Source organism: Leptospira alexanderi serovar Manhao 3 str. L 60 (genome assembly GCF_000243815.2).
Classification (GTDB): Bacteria; Spirochaetota; Leptospiria; order Leptospirales; family Leptospiraceae; genus Leptospira; species Leptospira alexanderi.
Genome location: NZ_AHMT02000009.1, coordinates 16685 through 32500 on the forward strand (window position 1 = coordinate 16685; position 15816 = coordinate 32500).

Below are 15816 nucleotides of genomic sequence, written 5' to 3' on the forward strand. Positions count from 1 at the left end.
ATATTATTATATACAAATTTAAAAGTCAGGAGAGCCGAATGGGCGTTCCATTTATCGATATCAAAAGGTTTGAGCCGGGGTTGCTGGAGGAATGGGAAGAAAAGGTCAAAATTCTCAGTAAGAATGCAAGTTTTATCGGCGGAGAAGAAGTTTCTCTTTTAGAAAAAAATCTCGCGTCTCAAGCGGAAACTAAGTATTCCGTGGCTTGTGCGAATGGAACGGACGCTCTTCAATTGGCGCTTCGTGCGTTAGGAGTCGGAAAAGGAGATGCTGTTTTACTTCCGGATTCCACCTTTTGGGCGACGTTTGAATCGGTCGTAAACGTAGGAGCCGATCCTTACACTGTCGATACCGATCCGGATGATCTTCAGATGGACTTTACCGTATTTGAGAAAGCGTTGGAAAAGGTCAAACCTAAGGCGGCGATCATCGTTCATCTTTACGGTTGGGGTTCTGCCCGTCTTGAGGATTTTCGTAAGCTTTGTAAATCGAAAGAAATTCCCCTATTGGAAGACGGTGCTCAGTGTTACGGTGTGAAATACAAAGGGACGTCTATTTACAAAGACGCGTTGATTGCGACTACTTCCTTTTATCCGGCTAAAGTTTTAGGCGGTGCGGGTGATGGAGGTGCGATCTTTACAAACGACGAGAAACTTGCGAACAAGGTGAGAATGCTCGCCAATCATGGAAGAATTTCTCATTACGCCTACGGAGATGTGGGTTGGAATTCCAGATTGGATACTTTACAAGCCGCCTTTCTTAATATCAACTTGAAACATCTTGAAGCAAGGATTGTTTCGCGTAGAAAAATCGCACAAAAATATTATGAAATACTCCCCAACCTTGGAATACGAGCGATTCGTCCGCCTAAAGATTACGAGGAGAATGGATATTGTAATGTGACTCTTGCCGTTCCGGAAGAACGTTCCCTGATTCAAGAAGTTCTAAAAGAAAAAGAGATCGGTTTCGGCAATATTTATCCCGGCGCTATGAGTGATCAGCCGGGCGCAAAACCTTATATCAAAGAAAAGTTCGGAGATAAACACACGACGGGAAAAATCTGCGCTTCGGTTCTCAACTATCCTTTGTTTCCTTATATGAAGGAAGAAGAATTGGAGGAAATCTTCTCTGCGATTCGTGTATATAATTCTAAAAAGAAGTAAATTTTACTCCTTCGACTTTTTATAGGCTTTACACGACCATTTGAAAACACAAATCCAGTTTCTATTTTTTCGGAAAAATCCCCCGCGCAAAGGATCGAAGCGGGGTCCGTTCCACTTAAGTATTGATGATCGGTAAATTCGAATGGACCGAAGCTGAGAGCCTGGTGGTTGGGCGGCCTCAAAGTAATTTTCTTTGTTTGTCGAATAATATCCGCCCGACCATGCGCCCAACGTTTTTTTAAGAATTAAAATTTCGCACATTTTTTTAAGGTTAACAAAACGTCAACCTCCGACAGATAAGGTCAAAGTAACCGCCGATCGCCGACTATACTGGCGCCTTAAAATGCAGGAGTTCTTGCATTGATTCTATTACTATTATATAATTAGCTCACCTATTTTTTATTCTGGATGGACTTCGAGTTTTTTAATAGTATAAGTTCTTCGGAACGACTCAGAGTAAATCCTTTTCAAAATGGATGCGAGGTTTTGGAACAAGCTGTAAGTTTTTTCTTGTTCTTTTATGTTTTCGGTCTATTATAAAACGGGGGGTCTAAATATGAAAGACATAGATATCGGAATATCCGAAAAAAATAGAGAAACTATCAATGCGGGACTGCAGAAACTTCTGGCCGATACTTACATTTTATACTTTAAAACACATAGTTATCACTGGAACGTAACCGGTCCGCAATTTAATACTCTTCATCTGATGTTTCAAACTCAATACAACGAACTTTGGCTTTCCATCGATCTAATCGCCGAAAGAATCCGTGCCTTGGGCTTTTATGCTCCGAGTTCGTCCCATCAATTGGGTAAGTTGACTTCGATTCATGAGGAAGGAGGAGTTCCTCACGCGGAAGATATGGTTCGCCATCTGGTAAGCGGGCACGAGACCGTGATTAGAACGGCACGCGCCCTTCTGCCTGCTGCAGACGAAGGAGGAGACGAAGTGACCCTGGACCTTCTTACTCAACGATTGGAGGTTCATGAAAAAACCGCCTGGATGCTTCGTAGTTTGCTGATCGTCGAGAACACCTGAAATTTAAGACCTGATTTTTTAATACGAACGGGTGTTCCGTTTAAAGGTGTGCTCGTTCTGCTTAAAAAAGAGTTACGAAAAAACTATGCTTTATGGATTTGGTCTTTGTATCTGAAAAAAGAATTACGGATTCTTTATCATGAAGGGCTAAATGTTATCCACGAACATTTAAAGCCCTGATTCCTAAAGCCCCTATCCACTTACATCTAAAAAGAAAAAGTCTTGCGATGTCAAACGAGGAACTTCTTCGTTAGGGTAACGAGTCGTTTCACAAAATTCGTATAAGGCGGATACATCAGCCCGATCGAACTCAAAGCGGCTTGGCGGAGAACGGAACGTTCGTGAGAAAACGCCTTGAATCCGAAATAACCGTGGTAACTTCCGTGGCCGGAATGATTGACTCCTCCAAAAGGAAGATACGGATTTACGAGGTGAAGAATCACATCGTTGACCGCGACTCCTCCGGAAGAAGTCTCCTTCAGAATCTTTTTGATCGGACGTTCCTTTTTACCGAAAATATAAAGAGCCAGCGGTTTCGGCTTGGAATTGATCTTTTCAATCGCCTCGTCCAGGTTCGTATAAGGGATCATAGGAAGAACCGGCCCGAAGATTTCATCTTCCATAATATTCGAATTTTCTGGTACATTACTGAGAAGAGTAGGCGCGATATAATTTTGAGAAGCGTCCGTTTCGCCTCCCATTTCGATCTTAGCACCTTTTTCTACGGCTTCGTGTATGTAGCCGGAAACTCTATTGAAGTTGCGATCGTTTACGATTCTACAGAAGTCCGGATTCTCCTTGAGGGCTTTTCCGTCTTTACCGTAAAATTCTTTTATAACAGATTTTGCCTCTTCCACGAAAGGTTTGATGAGGTCGTTGGGAATGAGCAGATAGTCGGGAGCGACACAGGTTTGTCCCGCATTCAATACTTTTCCCCAAACGAGTTTTTTAGCGGCCTTTTTGATATCCGCGCTTTTGTCGATGATCGCGGGAGATTTTCCGCCTAACTCGAGTGTAACGCTAGTAAGATGTTTTGCCGCCGCGGTCATCACGATCTTTCCTACTTGAGTGCTTCCCGTAAAAAAGATATGATCCAAAGGAAGTTCCATAAGCGCACCGGAAACTTGATAGTCTCCTTCGAAAACGGCGACTTCCTCTTTCGGGAACACTTCGGTTATAATCTTTTGAATCAAGTTGGAAGTAACCGGAGTAAATTCGGAAGGTTTGATTAGGACCGTATTTCCCGCGGCGATTGCAGCCGCAAGGGGAGCAAAGGTAAGATAAAACGGATAATTCCAAGGTCCAATAATTAAAACGACTCCGCGAGGTTCGTAAAGGATCTGGCTTTTGGCACCGAAAAGGGTCATCGGAGTTTTGACGTTCACCGGTTTCATCCATCTGCGAACGTGTTTGATCGCATCGTTGATTTCCGAAATGGAAGGCATGATTTCCGTAATGTCCACCTCTCTTTCGTTCTTACGGAAATCGGCGTTTACCGCTTTTTCGATTTCGGGAGTATATTTAAAAATCGCTTCCCTCAGTTTTTTCAATCGCTGAATGCGCTGACTCGCCGTGGTCAATTTCATCACCTTATGGAAATGTTTTTTTTGGAGATGAAACACTCGTTCGATCTCCGTCTTGTCTACGGACGGAAGGGTGGGAATAAAATCAGAATTCGGTAATTTTACCGGAGATTCTTGTATAGTTGGCATCGAAATAAGCTCCTCATATAGTTCAGAAATTCATTTTCGGGGATAGGCCCGGTTGAAGTCCGGCGGGCTTATTCTACCATTGTGGAGCCGGAAAGCAATTCTTTTTATAAGGCCCCAAATCTCGTTCTTTGAGCGAGTGTGGCAGTTACGATTTTCCATCTTCTCGTTTTTAAGGATAAACTGCCGGTTTTTAACATTCGCACGGAAAGTGGTAAATTCCGTATATACGAGACGTTATATCCGAGTTTTGTAATGCGACAAGAGTCGGAAAAGGACGGTTAACGTTTTTGTTTTATGGGAGGAATGAAACGAACAGACGAAAGTTTCGATCTACGTTTAGAACTTCGGAATCAAACGAATCGAACCTAAATAGTTTCGGAGTTTATGTCAAAAATTCTCGTTTGTCTTGAAGGAACATAAATCAACGTAAGGAATTCCGTACCGAAAAAATCGTTATAAAAGCGAGCTCTTGTCGAAATGGATGTAGGTTTTTGGAATGAGCTTTTAGAATGGAACAGATTGGAAATTTTTTCTTAGAAATTCAGATCACTTGACAAGAACGGAACCTAAACGAAAGAATCATCGAATATGAGTCAAAATAAAACTTTAGAGTTCCATCATCACAGCGATTTGGGACTTTATAGTAATCTTAAAGATTTGGATCATCCTGTTCTAGAAAATTCTCCCGTTCATTATCGATTTCATAATCTTACCGAAGACGTGGACTCTATCATCAGTAGAACCTTGGATCGTTATCTGCTTCAACTTGATATCATTTACGTAAGAGATTCCGTTTTTACGACTCTTAAGGAAACGATTGCCAACTCGATCAAAGCGAACGTCAAGCGGATTTATTTCCGGGAATTAAAAGCGGATATTCACAATCCTGAAATCTACAAACAAAAAATTTTAGGATTTAAAAAGGACTATTTAGATAACAAGGAAAAATACGAGGAACTTCTTTTTAAGAACAACTTCGTAGTTTTGGTCTCTTTCGTTTATAACAAGGATATGATTCGGCTCCGAGTGATGAATAACGTGAAACTCAGTCCGACTGAGGTGGAGAGAATCAATCAAAGAATCGGAAAGGCGAAACTCTATAACGACCTCGCCGAAGCCTTTCTGGAAGCTGGAGACGAAACCGAAGGGGCGGGACTTGGACTTGTAATGTCTTTGATGATGTTGAAGAACGACGGTCTTGCCGAGACGTCTTACAAGATCGAAAGTCAAGGGGATAACACAAGCGTAATCATCGATATCCCTTTGAACGTCACGAAAGAAAATTTTCAACTTCAGCAAACACGGGACATCCTTAAGAACGTCGACGGACTTCCGACATTTCCAAGATTGATCCAAGACATTCAAGAGATGATAGAAAAGCCTAATTCTTCCATCGCTCAGATTGCGGAAGTCATCAAAAAGGATGTAGCTCTCTCCGCGAATATTCTCAAGCTCGCAAATTCAGCCGCTTTTATTCGTGCGAACAACGTGGAAACCTTGGACAGAGCGATTCAACTGATTGGCCTCAAAGAACTCAGCCAACTTCTGTTTTCTCTCGGAACCAAACAGATTCTCGAAGACAAGTTTCCTGTGCTTCTTTCGATCTGGGAAAAATCCAATCAATGTGCTTTCTACTGTAAGTTGATCGCATCGAAGACCGAGCTTCCCCATGATGCTGTCAGTAATCTTATGTCCGCCGCGTTGTTGCACGACATAGGAGAAATTATTCTTATTTCCTTGGAAGAAAGAACGATGAAGAATATCGGTAAAATTTCCGCGTCCAAAGAGATCGCATCTGCCGTATCTATGGAAGAAGCTGCATTAGGAATTACTCATACGAAAGTCGGTGCGTTGATCGCTGAAAAATGGAATTTTCCGGACTTATATGCAAAAGCGATGGAATTCCATCATAGACCTCTGACCGTCGAAGAGGAATATGTTCCTTATATTTATCCGATCTATCTTGCGGATATGATGATTAAGATCAACAACGAAGAGGCTAAATACGGTGAGATCCCCGAAAAAGTTCTTCAGTTCTGTAAATTCGAAAGCGCCGGTGATTTTCATTCTTTTAGGACTAAGGCTTTGGAAAATTTCCTATCAAGAACCAAATAAGATCGGTGAATTAAAAAATTTGAATTTTGAGAGAACCTCTATAAAATCCAAAAAGCTCTGGGTTTCATTTTTTAAACTTCCGGTTTCATTCCGTGAGAAAAATCGTCGGTGAGAATTTCAAAAGCCGCTTTACGATTCGAAGTCAGCTTTGTATAAACAAGATCTTCCTTTCGTTTCACAAAAAGTTCCGCGTTGGCGATCTTACTGTTCAGACAATATTTCCAGCCGCCGGGCGGATTCCAGTACTGAAGGCAGGCAAAATCTCGGGGTTCCGCGTGGATTCTTCCTCTGATTTGAATCTCACTTGAGTTCGCCGCAAAATTCCAATCGAAGTAACGATATTTCGCCCTACCGAAACTTAAGAATGGACGATTGAGTTTGTAATCCTTACCTTTAAACCGAAATACGATCGGGGTGATTGCTGGAGTCCATAAGGGCCCGATCTTTAACTTTGCGGTGGCAAGTTCCAAGAAAGAATCCGCTTCTTCCTCAAAACCGACAACTTGTCCCCAAGCATATTGATCGGTATGTTTGGATCCCCAGTTATGATTGTGACTTCCGATCCAATCTCGAACTTGAATTTCTTGGGAACCGAGTTTCAAACTTCCGGAAACTTTCACTCTAGGATTTCCAACCAGCACTTTCGCTTTTGGAAAATTTCCTTCATACAAATTTTCGGGAAAAAGAAAAAGTGCGGGACTGCCGCCTGAAATTTTTAGATCCCAGAAAATTTTTTCAGGGCCTTTGCTGTTTCCCGCTTTTCCTAAAAGATACGAATCCGAAAGTTCAGAATCTCCGATCCTAACGGAGAATGGTATGGAATGAAACTTACATTTTTCGATAGGGAATTCCGACTTGGATACGAAATGAGTATTTTTTTCTCCGTCGAAATAAATGGCCCAGAGTTCTCCGATTGCTTTTTCGGGATGGTTTTTCGGTGAAAAGATCGTATAACGAATCCATACCGCCTGACACACGTTAGGATTATTGGCTCTGACAAACCAACTTTCATAGTGCCCTGTCAGATCGTCCGTTTTGAATCTTGGGTGATTGAAATTGGATGAGATTCCGTTCATAGTTTTCCTTGAATCGAAAGAATTCCGACTCTTCTACGGGATCGTCACTCTTTCTCAAGTATAATTCTCATTTTTGAATCTTATTTTTCTCATGAGTCTTTGTATTTTTTGAGGAAAGGCCGATTCGATTTTATCTTCGGATCAACTTGAAGTTTGTTTTAATCTGAACTTCAAAAGAACATTTTGTGGTAATAAATAAAAACTTCCCTATACAATCATTATAAACGGATAAGATGATTCATCAATCGGGCATCTGAGTGGAATTCGTATCCGATTAATCTTATTCGCGATTTCTACATAAAGAAGTCCCATCAGTTTTAGCATAAATCCTCGTTTAGGAGCAGAATTTTGGAAACTCTATTCTGTAGAGGTGAGTAGGACAGTTCTAAATATAGAAAAGAATCCGTTCCGCTTCTATAAAAACCGAATCAATTCCGAAAGGGATTTCAAATCTCCTTTTTCGTTTTTTAAGTAGGATCTCCAACCTAAATACTTCGGAACTACGATATCCAGTTCGTATTTGTCTCCGCAATAAACTAAACAATCCTCGGAAAGCCCCACCAAACGCATAGCCTCTTCGAAAATCTTTGGAGAAGGTTTTTCGTACCCGAACTCGGCACTTACTATTACAGGATTTAAATATTCTAATATTCCTTTTGCTTCCAAAAGCGCTCTAAGCCTGTGATCCCAATTGGAAATCACTCCGAGTCCCCAATTTTCGTTCTTACAATAATCCTTGAGTTTCCAGAACCCCGGATCAACGGTCCAAAGTTCCGGGTCCGCAAATTTGCTATAGATGATCGGAAATGCTTTTTCAAGTGAAACGCGGTCCGGAATTCTTTCTAAAAAATTTGAGAGCAATTCCTTCCACCAACCTTGAGTTCCTCCCGGATGAAATTGATATTTATCCCTATGTTCTGGCGGAGAATTCTCGCGCATCTTGTGCCATGATTCGGAGAATGCCTTCCTGTAGATTTCTTGTGCGTTCTTTTCCTTTTTTAACCCCGCTTCTACGAGGATTTCGAGATAGGTTTCACCGGCGGATTTTTTCAGATGAAGAATCGTATCTCCTACATCCAAGAATAGATACTTATTATAACTCACGTGCTTACTTTTTTTGCCCCCGAAGTTTTTGCATCAAGGAATTCTAAAATCAAAAATGACTTGAAAGTCGCATTAAAATATTTACGCTCAGAGTTTATGTCAGGTTCTAATCTTTCCATCGGGATCTTTATCTTTTCGAGTGTCACACAACTTGATTTTACAGGACCTTATGAGGTTTTTTCAAGAATTCCAAATGTAAAGATATTCTTATTCGCTCAATCGAAGGAACCGGTTGTGGCGGAATCGGGAATGAAATTGATCCCCGACTATGATTTTTCGAATTGTCCCGATTTCGACATTCTACTTGTACCGGGAGGTGCCGGAACTACCCTTCTCATGGAAGAATTTGAAGTCTTAAATTTTCTCAAAACAAAAGCGGAAAATTCTAAATTTATCACTTCGGTTTGTACAGGTTCTTTGGTACTTGCCGCGGCTGGCCTTCTCGACGGATATAAGGCGGCGACTCACTGGCTTTCCTTAGATGTTTTAAAATTGTTTCCGGTTCAGATTTCTAGCGAACGTTTTGTCAAGGATCGTAATCGGATCACAGGGGGCGGGGTTACCGCGGGAATCGACTTTGCCCTTTTTTTAACCGCTGAACTTTTCGGGACTGAACTCGCTGAAGAAATTCAACTTATGATCGAATACAATCCAACTCCTCCTTTTACTTCGGGGCATCCGACAACTGCCACTTCTCATTTGGTGGAGAAAGTAAAACTAAGTCGGGAAACCACTCAAAATCGTAGAAAGGCGGCGGCTATTCGGGTTTTAGCGTTCAACAAAAAAACATCGAAATCCGGTTCGTAGTTTTAGGAAACTGCCTTCCGCCGTAAAGAAACAGAATTTTAGAATATTCATCTTTTTTGATGAACTAGATGAGGTTCGTTTAGGTCCTTCCAAAGTTCCGGATTTCCGACCGTGAGCGATGCTTCGTGAATTTCCTTTAGAAACTCGGTTTCTTTTTCCGGATTTTTTTTCTTTTGTTTCGAATCCAAGGATTCCTTTACGCTTGTAAGGATTTTGTCCAAAAGAAAATGAATCGGTTTGTCCCAAATTGCGGCGGTGGTTACGATCACCATTCTTCTATGAGGGATTACATACACGAACTGACTCCCTTTTCCGTTTGCCATAAACGTTTTTTCCCTTCGAATTGGTGCGTCCACAATTGATAACCGTAGTTTTGTGAGGCTCCTGGTTTGATCGCTTGTTTGATCCAATCGAGTTTGAGGATTTTTTTACGTTGATAATTTCCATTGTTCAAGTACAGAGTTCCGAATTTCACCATATCAATCGGTCTCAGTCTCAGACCGAAACCGGCGGTCTGTCTTCCCGAAGGAGATGTGTACCATTCATAACCTTTAAAATCAAGCCAAGAGAATAAAGTATTTTCCGCGAAATGAAGCAGTGTCATACCTGCTTTGTTTTCCAAAACCGCGGCGGCAAGTTGAGAATCTCCGTTGCTGTAATCGAATTTTGTTCCCGGTTTGTCTTTCACTTCGGGTAATAATGCGATTATGAGAGGATCTTCCGCGGTTCTAATATCCTCTCGTTCCGGAAACTCGGACCAGCGCATTCCGGATGCCATATGAAGAACGTCTCTGAGCCGAAGAGACTCTTTGCCTTCGAGTAAAGGAAAAGGTAGGTTTCCAAGGGAAAGAAGGGAATTCATCACCGGCTCGTTCACCGTTTTTAGAATTCCTTCGAAATTTAAAATTCCGAGCAGAGTGGATGTGACTGTTTTTGTAACCGAATAAACGCTGTGATTGTGATTGCGGGTAACACCTCCCGCATAACGTTCCATAACCAATTTTCCGTCTTTTACGATCAGAAGAGAACGGACTTCGAGTCCTTCTTCACGAATGGATTTTGATAAACGAAGTAGGGGAGTTGAATCCAAACCCACATCTTCCGGTAGGGCGATCGGAAAACCCTCGAAAGGAGTTCTATTGAGTTGTTTCGGCGCTAAAAAACGAGAGGAGTTTCCTAATATTACTTCTCCCTCGCGTCCGGTAGAGGCACAGGAAAGGATCCATCCGACCCAGATCAGAAAAAGGAAAATTCTCATACGAACCTCACTCTTTTTCGTAAGAGATTCAAATCGATTCTTTTTCTTTTGAATTTTCGATTTTTGAAATTTATTTCCTAGAACCTTTGCAAGTTAAATGGGTTCTAAAATTATTTTTTAATCGGATTTGAGTAGCTTTTTGACGGATTTTTGTGAAAATTTATCGTAGTGTCTTTTTCGATGAATTCAAAACTCATTTTACGTTTTTTTCTAATATGTTTTTTTTGCATTTCGATTTTAACCATGGATTGTTTGGTTCGAGTTGATTGGGATAATCCGAATCAAAAAAACGTGAAAAAAGTTCCGTCTCCCGATGCCTTTCCCACGGCGGAAGATGCCAATCTTACACAAGTAGAACGAGCACGGCTTATCAAGGAAGAAAAACGGACCGGATTTTCTCCGGAAGGTTTTGAACTCGCTCATAATCAAGAATCCAAATTTTCTTACGAGTATGCTTGTACTCAACTTCTTGCCAAGTGTCAGGCGAATTGTATGGAAGAATGGTATCCTTTTACTTCTATCTTCTTGCCGATTATAGGCTATAGAAGCGCAAAACAACGGCAATGTATGGATCGATGTAATCAATTCTGTAAACTTCCCAGCCGAATTCTTTCCGGCGAAACGAGTACAGCTCCGACAAGTCCCGGGCCGCAATCTCATTAAAAACCCGTCCCAAAATCTTAGAATATGGGAACTACCGTGTTTTGTTGCTCGTTTACTGAGTTGATTTCTTTTAAGGTTTTGAAACGGGCTTTTAATACTATTTATTTCCGATACGATTCTAGTTCGTTTAAAGGAGTATCAAAATGGATTTCTGCTTTTGAAGATTGAGAACCAAAATATTCTTGAGACAACTTCAGCTTCAAATTTTCGTCTTTCCAATTTTTAAAAGGAAGTCCGTACAGAGTAGTGCGGTATGTATCTAAATCGAACGGATAAAAAAATCCCTTTGGGAATCTGGTTTTGAAATTCCCTGCGCCGAAAAACGTAAAATCGGCGATAACTTTCCAACGTTCTTTTGTCCAAATATCTTCTTCGCTTAACAATCGGATTTCGTAGTAAAAACGATCCAGTTCGGGATTTGAAAGTGAAACGACGGTCTCTTCGATATATTCCTTATAACCTTGAGGCAAAAGACGGATATAATGACCGGGAAAACCTTTGCCGGGTAGTCTTGCCAAAAACGGATCGGTGATTCCCAAAAGATCGATCCAGTGAATTCCGGGACCGCCGTAAAATCCTGATAATCCGACATTAGTCGTAATCTGAACTTGTCGGAATTCCGAAATGTTCGTCTTAGTCTTTGGGTTGTTTAGCGCGATTCTTTTTGCGTATTGCGCCCAAGGATGAGTATCGGGAGTGATTCCCTCAAACCAATGATTTAAAGAAGTATTGTCCCGATACGAAGCTCTTTCGTCTACGATTCCTTTTTCCACTCGAATCGGGGATCTCTGAAATATGTAACGTAAAGGCGAAGCGGAGTGCGCAAAAAAGTAAACCGAAACGATTACACTTGATGTAAATAAGAATATTTGAATATTCAATTTCGAATCTTCAAAATGAAGGGCCAAAAAAAGAGATTGGGAAAAAACGGAAACGATCAAACAGGTGCCCAAAAATCTTCCGGCCATAAAGTCTCCTCCAATCTGGAGAAGATACAAAAATACGAAGACTATCGAACCGAAACCGAAAAACAGAATTCCTTTTTCTTTTTCGGACAACGCCCATTTTGTTTTTGTAAATCGTTGGAGAACCGGTTCTGAAATTATCCAAAAGACATGCGTTCCGAAAATAAAAAGAACGATCGGATCCCATTTTAAGCTGATTCTGAGGTAGTCCCAACCGACTAAAATTTTTTCCGGAAAAGACGACAATACATTTGTCTTGGCGTAGAACGTATTCGGGAGCAGAGAACCGAAATAGACGAGTGAGAACCCCAAGTAAAGTGGCCAGATGAATATTCCTAAAAAAGAATATTTTAAAAATTGAATTCTTTTATCCCTGAAGATTTTTCCCAAAAGGACGCACAGGGGCACTGCCAAAAACAAAATCAGGTCTAAGCGGGTCAAAAGCAAAAGCCCGACCAAAAATCCGATTTCGAGAGAATCTGCCGCTGCGTTTTCTGGTTTCCCGTTTAAATACAATGAATAGAACTTGATCTCGAAAAAAAGTAAAAGCAGAAATGAAAGAGGGTTTTCTAAGCCTGAAGTATTATAATCTATGAATATTCTGGAAGAGAAAAATACCGACAAAGAAATAAAAATCAATCCGAGACCGAATCGAAATTTCAAGAGAGTGAAACAATAAACGGATAAAAAAAGAATTCCGCAGGCATAAGATAGAATGTAAGCCGAAGCCGAAATGTCTTGAACGATCCATTGGATCGGAATCAACAAAAAAAGCCAAAGCGGATGAGTATAGACCTGAACCCTTTCCCAAGGATTCCATCGAAGACCGAACCCGTTCAGAAAGTTATCCACGACTCGAAACGTGATGAACGAATCGTCGCTCAACCAGGCACTATGATAAAAAAGAAGAGTATAAAGAAGGAATAAAAAAAAGAGGACGAGTTTACCGGAAATTTTTTTGGGAAGGACGGCTTCCGGAAGATCCATCGTTTTAAGAGTGTCGTTTGCGAAGTTCTTCTACGATGTCCTGCAGAGAAAGTTCTTGTTCGACGAGCAATACTTGTAAATGAAAAAGCAAATCAGCCGCTTCGTGGGTAAGTTCCTTTTTATCAGAATTTTTTGCGGCGATGATTACTTCTCCGGCTTCTTCTCCTACTTTTTTGAGAATTCGATCCACTCCACCTCGGAACAAATCCGCGGTATAAGATTTATCGGGAAGATCCTGTTTTCTTTTTTTCAGAATGTTTTCCAACTGTAATAAAAATTCCATGAGTTCAGGTTTCCTTTACAAAATCTGCCTCTCATTTTCCCGGACTCCGGTTCTCCGACAACCGTATTTTTTGAGTTCTTCCGAAAGAAAACGCTGGCTAAAGAATTTGCAAAAGAATCTTATGATTAGGGATGAAAAATTTACTAGGACTTTAACATCTCCGATAAGTTACTCAAACGTGGGAGTTCCCACAAGAGTAACTTTTACTTGTAAATGTATGATTTTATGATAAAGAAAAATCTCTCGGATCTTTCCACCACCCGCCCCTCCACCCAGAATGAGGGTGGGGCCCGATTATCACAGGGGGTTGTCGTATTTCCGACGGATTTATCTTCGGATTCAAGTAATTTATGGGTAAAGTTGAAGTTGCGGCTTTTGAAACGCAACATAACATTTTCTCTTGAGTGTGTTGGATTTTTATCTTTCCCAGTTTCCGTTTTGTTTTGTGTAATTTTCTGTTTGCCGATTTCGGCTGAGATTCAATGGGAAAAATCTGTCAAAGCCGCTTTTGAAAAAGCAAAGACCAATGGAAAACCGATTTTTATCGATGTCTATGCGGATTGGTGTGGTTACTGCAAGACTTTGAAGAATGAGATCTATCCCAAAAAAGAAGTTCAACTGGAACTTTCTAAGTTCGTTACACTTTCTTTAGACGGTGATACCTTTCCGAATTTAAAACGCAAGTACGGAATTAAAGGCTATCCCTCGATTCTTTTCTTGGATCAGAATGGAAGTCTCATTGATAAAATTACCGGGATGCCGGATTCCAAGATGATTCTCAAATATTTGAAAAACGCATACGCTCGCAAAAACTTAGAGAAAGAATATCTCGAAAAATTAGCCAAAGATCCGAACGGGATCAAGACCAACTTTCAAGCGGGAGTTTATTATTTCGAAGCGAAAGAATATACAAAGGCCATTCAATTTTTTCAGAAAGCAATTAGCGCGGACGATACAAGGGATACGGATAAAAAACACGACGCATTATTTAATTTGGGAATTTCTTATTTAGAAGTCGGAAACTTTAAGTTTGCAATTGCCACTTTCAATTCGTATATTTCCAGATATCCAAACGGGGATCTATCTTCGGTCCTTTTCTTTCGAGCAAACGCATACGAAGAATTGAATCGAAAAGAAGAAGCAAAGGTTGATTACAAAAAGGTTCTGGAACTGACAACCGACCCGGAAGAAAAAAGAGACCTTCAATTCAGAATCGATTCTTTGAATTAGAATATTTCAATATTCGATTTTCCTTGCATCGAACTCATGTTATTTATATAATTAATCCTTTAAAAAAGCAAGGCCCCAATCTCTTACATTACCGGCCCCTAAAGTGATAAGCTTATCTCCGGGTTTCAGAGAATTTTTCAATGTGAAAATTCCTTCGGAAATTTCTTTAGGGAGAATTTTTGCGGGAACTTTCATGGAATCCGAAATAAGCTCGGTTCCCACACCCTCGATCGGATCTTCTCCTGCGGGGTAAATTGGTAAAAGATACACCGATTCTCCAGTATCCAGACTTTCGGCAAATTCCTTATAAAGATTTTGCGTTCGAGTATATCGATGGGGTTGAAAAAGAATGATCGCCCTTCCGTTTTTTTTCAGACCTTCCATGGACTGAATCACCGCTTTGATTTCTGTGGGATGATGTCCGTAGTCGTCGTAGACCTCGATTCCGTTTTTGCTGCCTAGATATTCGAGTCTTCTGCTAACTCCGGAATATTCTGAGATTTTAGAAACGAGTTCCGCAATGGGTGCACCCGCCTCGGAGCAGGCCAGAATTGCAGCCAAAGCGTTTTTTAAATAGTGTTCTCCAGGATACTTAAGAGAAAATGAATATTCCTTTTCTTGAAATCGAAAACTAAGGCTGCCTGACTCAATCGTGTAATATATGATTTTAGAAGAATTAATATCCGATAAGGCGTCGTTTCCAGTGTTGTTTCGAACACCAAACGTTTCGATGCTCGAAATTTTCTCTTTCGAATATTGTGAAATATCTTTTTTTCCGGTTCGTAACGTTTCATTTTCTAAGTTAGATGAAATTACCCTGTTTTCCGCAACATCCGAGTCCCCTGTGCGAGTTCCTTCGACATCCGAATTCTGCGAAAGACCATTTGCAATTCCGCCAGAAACAAAAGATTTAGAAAAGCCTAATATTTTAGAATGATCTTGGATTAATGTAAGAGAATCTCGGATTCCGATGTCATCTAAGTTCAAGATTAATTTCCGAGAGGCGCGCTCCATGTAACGTGCAAAGGCGTTTAGGAGATTTTCCCGAGTCTGATAATGATCCAAATGATCTTCGTCCACATTGGTAAGAATCCGAATTCCCGCATTATGATTATTGAATGTCCCGTCTGACTCGTCCGATTCAAATATTCCCCATTCTCCTTCTCCCCAAGAACCGCCTTTCCCACCTAAAAACGCGACTTCTCCTCCAACCATTATAGACGGTGACATCCCGCATTTTTCTAGCAGGAATGCGGTCATAGCGCTCGTCGTCGTTTTGCCGTGAGAACCCGCGACGGAAATTTGTTTTTTCTCCGACATGACCTGATGAAGTAATTCCGACCGGTGCACTAAAGGAATTCCCTTGTCTTTGAATTTTTTCACCAAAGGATGGGAATCCAATCGGATCGCGGAA

Annotated in this window: 12 protein-coding genes and 1 pseudogene (1 of these 13 running past the window's edge); 6 read left to right on the forward strand and 7 right to left on the reverse strand. The window is 40.9% G+C overall.

Annotation, left to right across the window (positions count from 1 at the left end; all coding sequences use genetic code 11):
- The first annotated feature begins 38 nt into the window (after positions 1–38).
- Positions 39–1163: a DegT/DnrJ/EryC1/StrS aminotransferase family protein gene (locus LEP1GSC062_RS02835; RefSeq protein ID WP_010579193.1), complete on the forward strand. Its 1125-nt coding sequence runs from the start codon at positions 39–41 to the stop codon at positions 1161–1163.
- Positions 1164–1719: 556 nt separating this feature from the next.
- On the forward strand, positions 1720–2202 hold the full coding sequence (locus LEP1GSC062_RS02840) for a Dps family protein (RefSeq protein WP_010579194.1): 483 nt from the start codon (positions 1720–1722) through the stop codon (positions 2200–2202).
- 230 nt (positions 2203–2432) lie between these two features.
- On the opposite strand, the gene LEP1GSC062_RS02845 is transcribed toward LEP1GSC062_RS02840, so the two are convergent.
- Entirely contained in the window at positions 2433–3914 is a 1482-nt protein-coding gene (locus tag LEP1GSC062_RS02845; protein WP_020983378.1) for an aldehyde dehydrogenase family protein, read from the reverse strand.
- Between the two features lie 588 nt (positions 3915–4502).
- On the opposite strand from LEP1GSC062_RS02845, the gene LEP1GSC062_RS02850 reads away from it, so the two are divergent.
- On the forward strand, positions 4503–6029 hold the full coding sequence (locus LEP1GSC062_RS02850; RefSeq protein WP_010579197.1) for an HDOD domain-containing protein: 1527 nt from the start codon (positions 4503–4505) through the stop codon (positions 6027–6029).
- Between the two features lie 71 nt (positions 6030–6100).
- On the opposite strand, the gene LEP1GSC062_RS02855 is transcribed toward LEP1GSC062_RS02850, so the two are convergent.
- Positions 6101–7105 (reverse strand): hypothetical protein, encoded by a 1005-nt coding sequence (locus LEP1GSC062_RS02855; RefSeq protein ID WP_010579198.1) that lies wholly within the window; start codon positions 7103–7105, stop codon positions 6101–6103.
- 414 nt (positions 7106–7519) lie between these two features.
- Complete coding sequence (locus LEP1GSC062_RS02860; RefSeq protein WP_020983373.1) at positions 7520–8209, reverse strand: HAD-IA family hydrolase; 690 nt, start codon at positions 8207–8209, stop codon at positions 7520–7522.
- A gap of 96 nt (positions 8210–8305) precedes the next feature.
- On the opposite strand from LEP1GSC062_RS02860, the gene LEP1GSC062_RS02865 reads away from it, so the two are divergent.
- Positions 8306–9016 carry a DJ-1/PfpI family protein gene (locus LEP1GSC062_RS02865; protein WP_010579200.1) on the forward strand — a complete coding sequence of 237 codons (711 nt, stop codon included), beginning with the start codon at positions 8306–8308 and terminating at the stop codon, positions 9014–9016.
- Between the two features lie 47 nt (positions 9017–9063).
- Here LEP1GSC062_RS02865 and LEP1GSC062_RS02870 read toward each other — a convergent pair.
- A pseudogene (locus LEP1GSC062_RS02870) lies at positions 9064–10274 on the reverse strand (serine hydrolase domain-containing protein).
- Between the two features lie 180 nt (positions 10275–10454).
- On the opposite strand from LEP1GSC062_RS02870, the gene LEP1GSC062_RS02875 reads away from it, so the two are divergent.
- Positions 10455–10937 (forward strand): LIC_10730 family protein, encoded by a 483-nt coding sequence (locus LEP1GSC062_RS02875; RefSeq protein WP_078124463.1) that lies wholly within the window; start codon positions 10455–10457, stop codon positions 10935–10937.
- Between the two features lie 101 nt (positions 10938–11038).
- On the opposite strand, the gene LEP1GSC062_RS02880 is transcribed toward LEP1GSC062_RS02875, so the two are convergent.
- The gene (locus LEP1GSC062_RS02880) at positions 11039–12889 is read right to left on the reverse strand and encodes a hypothetical protein (protein WP_020983381.1); all 1851 of its coding nucleotides are present in this window, start codon (positions 12887–12889) and stop codon (positions 11039–11041) included.
- A 4-nt stretch (positions 12890–12893) separates the two neighbouring features.
- On the reverse strand, positions 12894–13172 hold the full coding sequence (gene hisE / locus LEP1GSC062_RS02885) for a phosphoribosyl-ATP diphosphatase (RefSeq protein ID WP_002630316.1): 279 nt from the start codon (positions 13170–13172) through the stop codon (positions 12894–12896).
- Between the two features lie 225 nt (positions 13173–13397).
- On the opposite strand from hisE, the gene LEP1GSC062_RS02895 reads away from it, so the two are divergent.
- A complete protein-coding gene (locus LEP1GSC062_RS02895) occupies positions 13398–14402 on the forward strand; it encodes a thioredoxin family protein (protein WP_039941033.1) in 1005 nt (334 codons plus the stop codon).
- 51 nt (positions 14403–14453) lie between these two features.
- Here LEP1GSC062_RS02895 and LEP1GSC062_RS02900 read toward each other — a convergent pair whose 3' ends face one another.
- Positions 14454–15816, reverse strand: partial view of a UDP-N-acetylmuramate--L-alanine ligase gene (locus tag LEP1GSC062_RS02900; protein ID WP_039941018.1) — the 3' portion only. It continues 221 nt past the right edge of the window; 1363 of the gene's 1584 nt are visible here — the last part of the coding sequence; its start codon lies off the right edge, out of view; it ends in the stop codon at positions 14454–14456.

What these genes read in the sequence shown, in the direction of transcription:
- LEP1GSC062_RS02835 (WP_010579193.1), top strand. Translation starts at nt 39, where the DNA reads ATGGGCGTTCCATTTATCGATATCAAAAGGTTTGAGCCGGGGTTGCTG.
- hisE (WP_002630316.1), bottom strand. Translation starts at nt 13,172, where the DNA reads ATGGAATTTTTATTACAGTTGGAAAACATTCTGAAAAAAAGAAAACAG.
- LEP1GSC062_RS02875 (WP_078124463.1), top strand. Translation starts at nt 10,455, where the DNA reads ATGAATTCAAAACTCATTTTACGTTTTTTTCTAATATGTTTTTTTTGC.
- LEP1GSC062_RS02850 (WP_010579197.1), top strand. Translation starts at nt 4,503, where the DNA reads ATGAGTCAAAATAAAACTTTAGAGTTCCATCATCACAGCGATTTGGGA.
- LEP1GSC062_RS02880 (WP_020983381.1), bottom strand. Translation starts at nt 12,889, where the DNA reads ATGGATCTTCCGGAAGCCGTCCTTCCCAAAAAAATTTCCGGTAAACTC.
- LEP1GSC062_RS02865 (WP_010579200.1), top strand. Translation starts at nt 8,306, where the DNA reads ATGTCAGGTTCTAATCTTTCCATCGGGATCTTTATCTTTTCGAGTGTC.
- LEP1GSC062_RS02840 (WP_010579194.1), top strand. Translation starts at nt 1,720, where the DNA reads ATGAAAGACATAGATATCGGAATATCCGAAAAAAATAGAGAAACTATC.
- LEP1GSC062_RS02855 (WP_010579198.1), bottom strand. Translation starts at nt 7,105, where the DNA reads ATGAACGGAATCTCATCCAATTTCAATCACCCAAGATTCAAAACGGAC.
- LEP1GSC062_RS02845 (WP_020983378.1), bottom strand. Translation starts at nt 3,914, where the DNA reads ATGCCAACTATACAAGAATCTCCGGTAAAATTACCGAATTCTGATTTT.
- LEP1GSC062_RS02895 (WP_039941033.1), top strand. Translation starts at nt 13,398, where the DNA reads ATGATAAAGAAAAATCTCTCGGATCTTTCCACCACCCGCCCCTCCACC.